This is a genomic window from Citrobacter sp. MGH110 (assembly GCF_001037515.1).
Taxonomy (GTDB): Bacteria; Pseudomonadota; Gammaproteobacteria; order Enterobacterales; family Enterobacteriaceae; genus Citrobacter; species Citrobacter portucalensis.
Genome location: NZ_KQ089831.1, coordinates 157,873 through 169,968, shown reverse-complemented (window position 1 = coordinate 169,968; position 12,096 = coordinate 157,873). Strand labels below are relative to the sequence as shown.

Genomic DNA, 12,096 nt, shown 5'->3' with positions numbered 1-12,096 from the left:
ATAACGAGGAAAATAATATGTATTTACGACCTGATGAGGTGGCGCGCGTACTTGAAAAAGTGGGCTTTACCGTTGATGTAGTGACGCAGAAAACGTACGGCTATCGGCGTGGCGAAAATTATGTGTATGTTAATCGTGAAGCTCGCATGGGGCGTACCGCATTAATTATCCATCCCACGTTGAAAGAGCGTAGCTCTTCACTGGCGGAACCGGCAACGGATATTAAAACTTGCGATCATTACCAGCAATTCCCGCTGTATTTAGCCGGAGAGACTCATGAGCATTATGGTATTCCGCACGGCTTTAGCTCGCGTATTGCGCTTGAACGTTATCTGAGCGGGCTGTTTGGCGACGTTAATTCTAACTAATAACGCGACTGGCAGCGCCAGTCGCGAAGAAGCGTGTCAGGCTTTAGCCTGATGATAACTGCTGACCTTAAACAAGCGGCGACAATAATCAAGAAAGTAGCCATAGACAGCGCCCATCAGCATTGACACCACGATGTTCGAACTTACTGCAGCCGTAATCTGATGCCAGTCTGCGCCAACCGTCAGCAGAATAATCACATACACCGGCGACTGGAAGGTGACATAAGCCAGCACATCCGCCAGATTTTTTGCCCATCCTGCCTGCGTGGCTTTACGGGCCGCGCGCATGAACAAATCACGATACATGCCGTATGGCCACGCGATCAGTATGTTGACAGGGATAGCGACTAATCTGGAATACAGCGACTGTTCGAAGCTCATTCCAGAAAGGAATATTTCGATCAACATGTTCACGACAGAACAATAAACAACCATCGCGAACGTGTCTGCTACTGCATGACGCAAGCGTGACTGCGGAGAGAACATGTTAATGCTCCTTGTAAAAAGGGGAAAAAAGGTTTTGAATACCTTAACTGCTAGTGATTTGTCTTGCTGCTTTCGCGTTTTAATAGGATATCTGCCTGGATAATAACTAGCAACTAGCTGAAAATTTTTATTTATTGTCTTTTTGTCGATAAAATGCTCTGTAATGGTTTGTTTTTTGTTCGTTTTGGTGTTTTCGTTGCTGTGTTAATTAAAGTCTTTTTAGATCAAAGAGTTATTGTTGCTTGTTTTTCTGAATTTTTTGCGCTCCTTTTCTGAATGTTGACTGATGTGCAATAGGTATACTCGTTGGTTCCACGAGATGCCGTGGCTTGTTTCTTAAGTGACGCGCTGAGATACCTTGCAGGTATATTCAAAGCTGCAATCAGGGTAATAGAATATATTGTCTGGGCGATAGCAGAATGGATGCTATAAATATCAGAGTTGGCTATTTGTTTAATGATAAACGAATAAATTAGACTGGAAATATAATAATTGGTTGCATACAATATTTAGCGTAATACCGTTTTTATGTTTTACGTTAAAGAGGTTTTGTTAATATGAGTTCAATGTTAAAAAACTTAAATAATATCCGCTCGCTGCGTGCAATGGCTCGTGAATTTTCCGTTGATGTACTGGAAGATATGCTTGAAAAATTCAGAGTAGTGACCAAAGAACGGCGCGATGAAGAAGAACAGCTACAGCGCCAACGTGCGGAACAGCAGGCAAAAATTAATGCCTTGCTGGCGCAGATGCAGGCAGACGGGATCAGCCCGGAGGAGCTGCTGAGCATAACACCTGCGACGGCACGTTCAGTTAAAAAACGCCAACCGCGCCCGGCGAAATATCGTTTTATCGATCTCAATGGTGAAACGAAAACATGGACCGGACAAGGTCGCACACCGAAGCCAATTGCCCAGGCGCTGGCTGCCGGTAAATCTCTTGATGACTTTTTGATCTAATTGCGAAGGCGGTGAGGAGATCCTCACCGCTTATTTTCAGCAAACGCCGAAATCACCCTCTTCGGTATATCGCGTGACATCAGCTGCTTTCAGCGTGAATTTATCACCGCTTTCATTACTGGCTTGTACCGCCACAATTTGATCGTCATTGACTTCAACAACCTTCAGTTTTGGACCGCCTATACGCGGTTGAACCAGATCGCCAGGTTTAAACATATTGTTGCGCTCCTTTATTTATCATTTATCGCAGAACTCACCATAGATCACGTCAATCGGCGGGTACAGTGCTGTTTCAATGATTACCGCTTAATGAGTACGTCGGTTCCAGGGCATGATGTCCAGTAATCGCGCCATACCGCAAAAGCCGGTTACGCCAGCGAGTATCAGCCCGGCGCCCACAAAACCGCTCAGCAAGAAGAAGGCGCTGCTAACGCTATAGCCCAGAATAACGCCGAGTAGGGCAAGGCTGCCTGCGGCTATCTGCACCTGACGCATCAGCGGTAACGGTTGTGAACTGTCTTTCGCCACCGGCAACCCTGCGGCTTTCCAGCCATCAATTCCACCTTCCAGCAACCAGACCTGCGCGGGTGCGGCGATGGCGCTCAGTTTTGTTGCCGCATTTTGTGTACGTTTGCCTGACTGGCAGTGAAAAATCACCTGCTCGGCGCGTAAATTCGCAGGCAGCGATCCTTGCTCAAGCGCGGGTAATGGCGCCAGATGTGCCTCAGGAATATGCTCGTGCAGATACTCGTCAGCATCGCGGATATCAATCAGTTTTGCACCCTGCGCGACCAGTGTCTGCGCCTCGCGTGGGGAAATCGTCCCAATAGTCATGATGGCTCCTTATGGGCAATACAGTGTTTTTAATGTGGCGATCAGCGAATTCACGGCCGCATTTTTAATGGAGTAGAGGATGCGCTGGGCATCGCGCTGGCTTTCTATCAGACCTTCTTCACGCATACGCGCCAGATGCTGGGATGTGGCGGAAGGACTAAGGCCGGTAACACGGGCTAACTCACCCGCGCTGGTACCGGGTGAACCACAGAGCATGCACAAAATCAGCAACCGTTTCGGGTTACTCATCGCTTTTAGCAGGGCGGCAGCCTGTTCAGCGCTGGCCTGGAGTTGTTCAAGTTCAGTCATATGTATTTAAGCATTATCTAAATTAAGCGTATTCTAAAATAAGTAACCAACGTACGCCAGCGTAAAGAGCGTAAAGAGCGTAAAGGAGGGTAAAACAGCCGCGGAATACTGGCAGAGTTGGGTAGAATGGCTACTCTTAGAGATAAAATCTCTTTTTAAACAATGATTAATTTTTGCTTGTAGGGAGTGTGCATGGGTTTCTGGAGAATCGTTTTTACTATTATTCTGCCCCCGCTTGGCGTGCTGCTGGGGAAGGGGTTCGGCTGGGCATTTATCCTCAATATCGTTCTGACGCTGCTGGGCTACATTCCTGGTTTGATCCATGCCTTCTGGATACAGACGCGTAATTAATTCCTTTCTTCTACGGCGCTTTGGCGCCGTTTTCTTTGTGCCCCTTTCTCCTCTGCTACACTTTTGGGTGTTGATTGTTAATTACCGAGGTGGATATGGGACTCTTCAATTTTGTAAAAGATGCAGGTGAAAAACTGTGGGATGCGGTCACTGGAAACCATGACACAGCCGATCTGGCAAAAAAAGTGCAGGAACACCTGAACAAAACCGGCATCCCTGATGCGGATAAAGTGGACGTGCAAATTAACGAAGGCAAAGCCACTGTTTCTGGTGATGGATTAAGTCAGGAAGCAAAAGAAAAAATTCTGATCGCGATTGGTAATATCTCTGGTATCGCCAGCGTAGATGATCAGGTTAAAACCTCTGCACCCGCGAGCGAAAGCCAGTTTTATACCGTGAAATCTGGGGATACCCTGAGCGCTATTGCCAAACAGGTTTACGGTAATGCCAACCTATATAACCAGATATTTGAAGCGAATAAACCAATGCTAAAAAGCCCGGATAAAATCTATCCTGGGCAGGTTTTACGTATTCCGGAACAGTAATATTATTCAGGCTTATTGCGTCAGTAATTTACCGGACATAGCCTGTTGAATAATCGGAATCGGCGTCAGCAAGTGCTGGCGCATTAATTCGCTGGCGCACGTGGCATCACGTGCCAGAATCGCTTCGGTCAGCGTCTTGTGCTGATCGTGTTTGTCTTCCAGCATTTCAACCGACAGCACCGTTTTACGTAGCCAGATAAACCGGTAGCGCGCCGCCAGAGAGAACAGCCGTTCGCGCATTTGCAGCAGATATTGTGAACCACAGCCAGCGACAATCGCCGAGTGAAATGCCTGATGGCGCTGATCCCACTCGTCGAGCATCTGTTCGCTGGCGTCAATGGCTTCAAGCTTACTGAGCATATGCGCGCGCGCCAGAATTTCAGCTTCCCAGGCGTCGTCGCCGCGTTCAATGGCCAGCGCGACCAGCATGGCTTCCATATTGGCGCGGGCATCGAAAATATCGAGCAACTCCTGCTCTGACATCGGGGCGACACGATACCCTTTCTGATTAACCACCGTCACTAACCGCTCGGCAACTAACTGCGAAAGCGCTTCGCGCAGCGGTCCCACGCCTAGCTCATAGCGTGAGGTTAGCAGGCTCATACGCAGTTTTTCATCAGGCTGATACACACCGCGGATGATGTCGTTCTTCAGCCAGCGGTATCCATCAATGGCCGTCGGTTGGGGAATGGCGGTCATGGTCATACTCCTGAAAGGATTTCCCGGCCTGCGCCGGGAACAGGTTTAATGCGTATTTTGCAATGGTGCTTTTTGCCACGATAGCAGTTTTTTCCAGCGTGACATAATGGGCACGGTGCAAATAATTCCTATGGCTAACAACCCGGTAGAAATAACTTCCAGCTGTTGGGCCGGGCGAAACAGCATGACCACCAGCACAAAGATAATAAACGCGATGACCAGCCAGGTAAGCCACGGATAGAGCCACATTTTCAGTTTAATTTCACCGCCTCGCGCCAGCAGGATTTTGCGCATCCGCAGTTGAGAAACGGCAATGACCAGATACACCAGTAGCGCGATGGCACCGGAGCTGTCGATCAGGAATTTAAACACCTTGGCCGGGGCGTAATAGTTGACGATGACGGTGAGGAACGCAGCACCTGTCGACAGTAATACCGCCACATAAGGCGTTTTGCTGCGGTTCGTTTTACCCATAAAGGCGGGGGCATCGCCACGGCGGCTAAGGGAGTAGAGCATACGCGATGACGTATACAGCGCGGAGTTAAGACAGCTGGTCACCGACAGTAAAATGACGCAGTCCATGATCAATTTCGCGTGCGGGATATGCAGTAGCTCCAGCACCGAGCGATAAGAACCGACTTCTTTCAGGCCCGGCATGTTCCACGGGATCAGCGCCACCACCACAAAAATAGAGCACAGATAGAAGATAGAGATACGCCAGATAACCGAGTTGGTGGCGCGAACGATATGTTTATCCGGGGTATCGGATTCGGCGGCGGCGATGGTAACTATCTCTGCGCCCATAAAGGAGAACATGGTGATTAACATCGCGCTGATCACGGCGCCAAAACCGTTGGGCATAAAGCCGCCCTGATCCCACAGGCGTGAAACTCCGCTAACATCGGCATAAGGGTAGAAACCGCTAATCGCCGCCGCACCGAGGGTAATAAACGCCAGAATGGCAATCACTTTGCACAGCGCCAGCCAGAACTCGAATTCACCGTAATTTTTAACGCTCAGCAAGTTACTGCCAGTTAACGCCAGCGTGATAACCAGAGAAAACAGCCAGATAGGAATGCCCGGTACCCAGGAGTGCAGAATGATGGCGGCAATATTCGCTTCCAGAGGGATAACTAACACCCAGAACCACCAGTACAACCAGCCGATGGTGTAACCCGCCCACGGGCCAATGGCCTTATCGGCGTAAGTGGAAAAAGAACCGGTATCCGGGGTGGCAACGGCCATTTCGGCCAGCATGCGCATAATCATCACCACCAGCAATCCGGCGAACAGATAGGCTAATAATACTGCGGGACCGGCTTCTGCAATCGCCACACTTGAACCGACGAACAGACTTGCGCCGATTACCCCGGCAATAGACAGCATGGTGACGTGGCGTGATTTCAGCCCGCCCCCTAAATCATGTGATTGTGACACTTGCCCCATCTTTAAACCTCGTTATTGTTATTGACGTCGCTTCCTGCACCTTACCCGTAGGCCCGGTAAGCGTAGCGCCACCGGGCATCACAACATTGCCGGATGGCAGCGCTTGCGCTTTATCCGGCCTACAATTTCCCGTTTTTACTCGGGGGTTTAACCCTGCTTTGCCTCGGCAAAACACTGGGCGATAATGTCCAGCCCCTGGCGGATTTGAGCATCTTCAATGGTCAGCGGGACAAGAATGCGCAGCACGTTGTAGTAAGGTCCGCAGGAGAGCAGGATCAGTCCTTTCTCGCGTGCACGCGCCACCACTTCCGCAGTCAGTTTGGCGTCTGGTTTCGTGTGGTCGCCGTTTTCGAACAGTTCGATAGCAATCATCGCGCCCAGCCCGCGTACGTCGCCAATCTCGCGATGGGTTTCCGCGATAGCCAGCAGGCCTTCGCGCAGGGTTTGTCCCAGCTCGTTGGCTTTTTGCAACAGATTTTCCTGCTCGAAAATGTTCAGTACCGCCAGCGCGGCGGCGCAGGCAATTGGGTTACCGGCATAGGTACCGCCAAGACCGCCCGGTGGGATTGCGTCCATGACTTCGGCGCGTCCGGTCACGCCCGCCAGCGGGAAGCCGCCGGCGATGGATTTGGCGAAGGTGGTGAGATCGGGCGCAACGCCCATCTGCTCCATGGCAAACAGCGTACCGGTACGGCCCGCACCGCTCTGTACTTCATCGGCAATCAGCATGATCCCGTGTTCGTCACAAATGGTGCGCAGCCGTTGCATAAAGGAAGGAGAGGCTGCGTAAAAGCCACCTTCGCCCTGAACGGGTTCAATCACGATGGCGGCGACGTCTTCTGGCGCGGCATCGTTTTTGAAAATGCGGTGAATGCTGGCGATAGCATCATCTTCACTGATGCCGTGCAGCGGGCAAGGATAAAGCGCGCGATACACGTGGCCCGGCATCAGCCCCATTCCGGCGGAGTACGGATTGACTTTCCCGGTCAGTGACAGGGTGTAGTGGGTACGGCCGTGGTAAGCGCCGCTAAAGGCGATAGTCCCCGTACGCTTGGTGGCGGCGCGGGCGATTTTCACCGCGTTTTCTACCGCTTCAGAACCGGTGGTCACCAGCAGGGTTTTCTTGGCGAAATCACCCGGCACTTTCTTATTCATGATTTCACACAGCTCCAGGTACGGCTCATAGGCCAGCACCTGGAAACAGGTATGGGACAGCTTTTTCAACTGCGCTTCTACTGCAGAGACGATCTGCGGGTGCAGGTGACCGGTGTTCAGCACCGCAATACCGCCAGCAAAGTCGAGGAATTCCCGGCCTTCAACGTCCCAGACCCGACAGTTTTCTGCCCGCTCGGCAAAAATAGGGTGGATCTGGCCTACGCCACGGGGAACGGCGTTGCTGCGACGTTGCATGAGTTCTTTGTTGGTGCTCATCAGGTGTTCTCCAGTATTTGTTTTATTAAAGGCCGATGCACATATATTTGATTTCTAAGTAGTCTTCGATGCCGTATTTCGATCCTTCACGGCCAAGACCGGAGGCTTTTATCCCCCCAAACGGGGCGACTTCGTTGGAGATAATGCCGGTGTTAATCCCGACGATGCCGTACTCCAGCGCTTCGCCAACGCGGAAGACGCGGCTTAAATCACGGGCGTAGAAATAGGCGGCCAGACCAAACTCGGTGTCGTTGGCCTGAGCGATGACGTCAGCTTCGTCTTTAAAACGAAACAGCGGAGCCAGCGGGCCGAAGGTTTCTTCTTTGGCGACCTTCGCGTTATCAGGCACATCTACCAGAATGGTGGGCTGGAAGAAGTTACCGCCGAGCGCATGAGGTTTACCGCCCGCGATAATGCGTGCGCCTTTATCCAGAGCGTCGGCGATGTGTTCCTGCACTTTGGCAATCGCTTTCTCGTCGATCAGCGGCCCGGTGGTTACGTCAGGTTGCAGACCATCGCCGAGATGCAGCTTGCTCACCGCCTGCTGGAGTTTTTCGGCAAAACGCTCATACACGCCGTCCTGCACGTACAGGCGATTGGCGCAGACGCAGGTTTGCCCGGCGTTACGGAACTTCGATGCCAGCGCACCTTCCACGGCTTTATCGAGATCGGCATCGTCAAAGACGATAAATGGCGCATTGCCGCCCAGCTCCAGCGATACCTTTTTGATGTCTTTGGCGCACTGCTGCATTAACTGACGGCCGATTTCGGTCGAGCCGGTAAATGACAGCTTGCGTACCAGCGGGTTGCCTGTTAGCTCGTTGCCGACTGCGCTCGCAGAACCAGTCACCACGCTGAAAACGCCAGCCGGGATCCCGGCGCGATTAGCCAGTTCTGCCAGCGCCAGTGCGGAGTAGGGGGTCTGGCTGGCGGGTTTAAGCACCATCGTACAGCCTGCTGCCAGCGCCGGACCGGCTTTACGGGTGATCATCGCTGAGGGGAAGTTCCACGGCGTAATCGCGGCGGTAACGCCGATCGGCTGCTTAATGACGATCAGGCGTTTATCAGCCTGATGGCCAGGGATCGTATCGCCATAGATGCGTTTGCCCTCTTCGGCAAACCACTCAATAAATGAGGCGGCATAGGTGATTTCGCCTTTGGCCTCCGCCAGCGGTTTACCCTGTTCCAGGGTCATCAGGCGGGCGAGATCGTCCTGATGCTCAATCATCAGGTTGAACCAGCGGCGCAGGATATTGGCTCGCTCTTTGGCGGTCAGCGCACGCCAGGCTGGCAGGGCGCGGTTAGCGGCGTTAATCGCTTCGCGGGTTTCATCTGCCCCCATTTTAGGTACGCTACCCAATTGCTGACCGTTGGCGGGATTGGTCACCGCGATGGTCTCGCCGCTGTTGGCGTCACGCCAGTTGCCGTCGATCAGTGCCTGCTGGCGAAATAATGTTGGATCGTTAAGTTGCATGATTGCTTCCTGTCTTAATCGGTTTAACGGGTAAATGCGGCGTGTAATGTCTCCACGCTACGTGCCGCACGCAGCGTGCGTCCGGGGTTACTCTGGTTCTCCAGCAGCGCATGAACTTTGCTGACAATATGTGTGCCGATAGGGATTGCCGACGTTGCTGCCGGAGAAGGGGCGTTACAGGTGTGAATTGAGCGTGGCGTGGTGACAAACAGAAAATCGTCGATAAGCTTGCCATCAGGTGACACCGCCTGTGCCCGTACGCCCGCAGGCCACGGCTGCAGATCCTTAAGCGTCAGGCTCGGGCAGTACTTTTGTACCAGCCGCAGATAACCGCTTTTGCACAGCGAATTCTTCATTTCGCCAAGCCCTGAGCGCAGGTTGTTTTGCAGCACGCGGCGAATACCAGAAGAGCCGAGGATCTCCAGCGTATCGCTGAGCGAGAAGTCACGTTTACGGTAGCCTTCACGTTTAAATGCCAGTACCGCGTTGGGGCCGACGGTGACGCTGCCGTCAATCATCCGGGTCAGATGAACGCCGAGAAACGGCATCGCCGGGTCGGGGATGGGGTAGATCAAATGGTTAACTATCTGATTATGTTCTGGCGCCAGGCGGAAATATTCGCCCCGGAACGGACAGATGATAAAGCCAGGTTCAACGCCGAGCATTTTTACCAGTCGGTCCGCCATCAGGCCAGAACAGCTAATCAGCGTCGCGCCTTCATATTCCTGGCCCTGACGGGTACGGACAATTACACCCGCAGCATGCTCTTTCAGCGCGCTGACCTCGGCGTTGTAAATAATTTCACCGCCTTTGGCCTGGAAAATCTTCGCCATCGCGGCGGTGACTTCGCGGTAGCTGACAATCCCGCTCGACGGGACAAAAATGCCGCCCAGTCCGGTGATATTGGGTTCACGCTCGCGAAGTTCCTGCGCATTCAGCCATTCGCGCTCCAGACCGTTAGCGGCGGTGCGATCCCAAAGCGCGCGCATGCGCTCCATTTCCAGAGCGGAGGTGGCAACCAGCATTTTTCCGCAGACGTCGTAGCGGATGCCGTTTTGGTCGCAAAAGGCTTTTGTGGCGCGATTTCCGGCCAGGCAAAACTGTGCCTTCAGGCTGCCGGGGGTGTAATAGACCCCGGCATGAATGACGCCGCTGTTGTGGCCCGTCTGGTGGCAGGCCGGGCCGGACTCTTTTTCCAGTAGCGCGATTTTGGCGTCCGGATAGACATCAATCAGTTGCATGGCGGTCGACATGCCGATAATGCCGCCGCCAATAATCACAAAATCATACATCCGCTTTTCCTTCGCGCTTACTGATGGGTCTGGTAGTGGTTGGTCGCGTACGCAAAATAACCACGCTGGCGCATCAGTTCGCGGCGCAAGTCCGGATGCGAAGTGAAGCGATCGCGCCCGTGCAGCCAGAACAGGTTGTTGATCAGCAGGAATTTACCCACTGAAACCGGAACGGAAATAATGCTCTTGCTGGTTTCCAGCGCATCGGACAGGTCACTCAGCCAGACGCCTTCTTCATAGTCTTTTGGCTGGACGAACTGGTCGATGTAGCGCATTACCGGGCGGCCCTGCTGGTCAACGTCAAATACCGGATGGAACACTTCCTGACTGACGTTTTTGCTTGGCGGTGCGGCAAAGCGCATGGCGCGACGTGCCAGAGGATGGGTAAAGTACTGCTCCAGATGCTCCCAGTCGTCGAGGTGCAGCAGCAGCGAGTTACCGCCGGTCATGTTCTGCTCGTCGATCTTCATCATCAGCACGTAATCGGTGATTTCTTCGAGGTAGGTTCCGTCGTTGTGCAATTCCATTACTCGGTGAGGCTGGCGCAGATAGCTGTCTGAGTTATCGACGTTTTTCACCACAAAACGTGCGTAATATTGACCGCTCATCGCATCAAAATTAGAGCGTCCGATGAGGTGCGCTACCGCCGTTGCCAGCTTGACCATCTCTTCCGCCTGCGCCACGTCGTCTACGCCAACGGCATTGATTAGCAGTGCGCCTTCGGCACGATCGAGCAGGGTTTTCAGCAGCAGGGGCTGTAACTGATTGCCGCACAGGTCGTCGAGGATCTTGCCCACTTTGAAGCGCAAGAAGGATTTGTATTCCAGCGCCTGAACCGGCCACTGCGCGACGGCCTGCAGAAATTGCTCAGTGGTCTCAGCAGAAAAAGTCAGCTCCAGCAGGCGTGGGGATTGGGCTGACGGTTTCAGCGTGAAACCGCTGTAGTGCTGGGCTGGATCTTCAGCGTTCGGTTTTACGGCAGTCAGTGCGTTCATCAAATCGTTCCTCTCAGTAGATTGTCAGGGAGATATGGCGCAGCTCGTTTCGTAGCCATAAATTAAAAATATCTACATTTTTGAAAAACGCGCACAGAATGAGCTTGTTTGTTTATTATTTGTGATCAAAAGCAACAAATATTTAACATTGTGAAGGGTGTGGGTTAATGCGAGGAAAAAGATAAAGTATTTTAAAACAGTGGGTTAATCACGCTGCCGTGGGTGATGTGTCAACGGCAGCGGCAAAGTCAGTAACCGACTTTATAAATACGCCCGGTTTGGATGCCTTCCACACTGCGGCGGTAGGCGTTGGCGACGGTGGTGGCAGGCACGCTTTCAAAGCCCGGGAAGAAACTGTCGTAAGCTTCGGCGGACTCACTCAGCACGGTCGGACTTATCAGGTTAATGCGTTGACCATGGCCCAGTTCACAGGCCGCGGCGCGAACAAATCCTTCCAGCCCGGCATTGATCGTTGCGGCGTTTGTCCCCTGGGCGATGGGCTCGTGGGCGATAATGCCGCTAATTAACGTTATCGATCCGCCATCATTCAGGAAATGCTGCCCGGTTAATGCCAGGCGTATCTGGCCTAATAGCTTATCCTGAAGCCCCTGATTAAAGTCCTGGTCGGTCATTGTCGACAGCGGCCCAAAGAACAGATTACCGGTGGCGGAAACGATCGCATCTACCCGACCGACTTTTTCAAACAAGGCCTCGACACTCTCCTGCGAGGTGATATCGACCTGGTAATCACCCTGAGTGCGACCCACGCGGACCACCTCATGTTTACGGCTCAATGCTTGCGTAACTGCGCGACCCACTGTACCACTGGCACCAATAATGACGATTTTCATAACCACCTCCACAATAGTGTGAGCCGCTATTCTTTAATGAAAATGAAATCAGATAA

General features: G+C 52.6%; 15 protein-coding genes. 4 read left to right on the top strand and 11 right to left on the bottom strand.

The window, feature by feature from the left end:
• Positions 1–17: 17 nt before the first annotated feature.
• Positions 18–368: a DUF2002 family protein gene (locus SK38_RS16975; protein ID WP_003037262.1), complete on the top strand. Its 351-nt coding sequence runs from the start codon at positions 18–20 to the stop codon at positions 366–368.
• A gap of 36 nt (positions 369–404) precedes the next feature.
• On the opposite strand, the gene alaE is transcribed toward SK38_RS16975, so the two are convergent.
• Positions 405–854 carry an L-alanine exporter AlaE gene (alaE, locus tag SK38_RS16970; RefSeq protein ID WP_003037259.1) on the bottom strand — a complete coding sequence of 150 codons (450 nt, stop codon included), beginning with the start codon at positions 852–854 and terminating at the stop codon, positions 405–407.
• A 557-nt stretch (positions 855–1,411) separates the two neighbouring features.
• On the opposite strand from alaE, the gene stpA reads away from it, so the two are divergent.
• The gene (gene stpA / locus SK38_RS16965) at positions 1,412–1,813 is read left to right on the top strand and encodes a DNA-binding protein StpA (protein WP_008785604.1); all 402 of its coding nucleotides are present in this window, start codon (positions 1,412–1,414) and stop codon (positions 1,811–1,813) included.
• A gap of 36 nt (positions 1,814–1,849) precedes the next feature.
• On the opposite strand, the gene SK38_RS16960 is transcribed toward stpA, so the two are convergent.
• The 3 genes from SK38_RS16960 to SK38_RS16950 all read right to left on the bottom strand — a co-directional run bounded on the left by SK38_RS16960 (position 1,850) and on the right by SK38_RS16950 (position 2,956).
• Entirely contained in the window at positions 1,850–2,029 is a 180-nt protein-coding gene (locus SK38_RS16960; protein ID WP_048236622.1) for a hypothetical protein, read from the bottom strand.
• A 90-nt stretch (positions 2,030–2,119) separates the two neighbouring features.
• Positions 2,120–2,647: a rhodanese family protein gene (locus SK38_RS16955; protein ID WP_032944694.1), complete on the bottom strand. Its 528-nt coding sequence runs from the start codon at positions 2,645–2,647 to the stop codon at positions 2,120–2,122.
• A 9-nt stretch (positions 2,648–2,656) separates the two neighbouring features.
• Complete coding sequence (locus tag SK38_RS16950; RefSeq protein ID WP_003037247.1) at positions 2,657–2,956, bottom strand: ArsR/SmtB family transcription factor; 300 nt, start codon at positions 2,954–2,956, stop codon at positions 2,657–2,659.
• A gap of 192 nt (positions 2,957–3,148) precedes the next feature.
• Here SK38_RS16950 and SK38_RS24250 point away from each other — a divergent pair, with 192 nt between their 5' ends.
• Positions 3,149–3,307 carry a YqaE/Pmp3 family membrane protein gene (locus SK38_RS24250; RefSeq protein ID WP_003037242.1) on the top strand — a complete coding sequence of 53 codons (159 nt, stop codon included), beginning with the start codon at positions 3,149–3,151 and terminating at the stop codon, positions 3,305–3,307.
• Positions 3,308–3,402: 95 nt separating this feature from the next.
• Positions 3,403–3,852: a peptidoglycan-binding protein LysM gene (gene lysM, locus SK38_RS16940; RefSeq protein ID WP_003037241.1), complete on the top strand. Its 450-nt coding sequence runs from the start codon at positions 3,403–3,405 to the stop codon at positions 3,850–3,852.
• Positions 3,853–3,864: 12 nt separating this feature from the next.
• Here the strand turns inward: lysM and csiR are convergent, their stop codons facing one another.
• The 7 genes from csiR to SK38_RS16905 all read right to left on the bottom strand — a co-directional run bounded on the left by csiR (position 3,865) and on the right by SK38_RS16905 (position 12,040).
• Positions 3,865–4,551, bottom strand: coding sequence for a DNA-binding transcriptional regulator CsiR (csiR, locus tag SK38_RS16935; RefSeq protein WP_032944692.1), 687 nt, complete (start codon positions 4,549–4,551; stop codon positions 3,865–3,867).
• Between the two features lie 45 nt (positions 4,552–4,596).
• Entirely contained in the window at positions 4,597–5,997 is a 1,401-nt protein-coding gene (gabP, locus tag SK38_RS16930; RefSeq protein WP_003839698.1) for a GABA permease, read from the bottom strand.
• Positions 5,998–6,144: 147 nt separating this feature from the next.
• A complete protein-coding gene (gabT, locus tag SK38_RS16925) occupies positions 6,145–7,428 on the bottom strand; it encodes a 4-aminobutyrate--2-oxoglutarate transaminase (RefSeq protein ID WP_048236621.1) in 1,284 nt (427 codons plus the stop codon).
• 25 nt (positions 7,429–7,453) lie between these two features.
• Complete coding sequence (gene gabD, locus SK38_RS16920; protein WP_048236619.1) at positions 7,454–8,902, bottom strand: NADP-dependent succinate-semialdehyde dehydrogenase; 1,449 nt, start codon at positions 8,900–8,902, stop codon at positions 7,454–7,456.
• Positions 8,903–8,925: 23 nt separating this feature from the next.
• Positions 8,926–10,194: an L-2-hydroxyglutarate oxidase gene (lhgO, locus tag SK38_RS16915; protein ID WP_048236618.1), complete on the bottom strand. Its 1,269-nt coding sequence runs from the start codon at positions 10,192–10,194 to the stop codon at positions 8,926–8,928.
• 17 nt (positions 10,195–10,211) lie between these two features.
• Complete coding sequence (glaH, locus tag SK38_RS16910; protein WP_003826020.1) at positions 10,212–11,189, bottom strand: glutarate dioxygenase GlaH; 978 nt, start codon at positions 11,187–11,189, stop codon at positions 10,212–10,214.
• A 248-nt stretch (positions 11,190–11,437) separates the two neighbouring features.
• Positions 11,438–12,040 carry a short chain dehydrogenase gene (locus SK38_RS16905; protein ID WP_008785596.1) on the bottom strand — a complete coding sequence of 201 codons (603 nt, stop codon included), beginning with the start codon at positions 12,038–12,040 and terminating at the stop codon, positions 11,438–11,440.
• Positions 12,041–12,096: the final 56 nt, after the last annotated feature.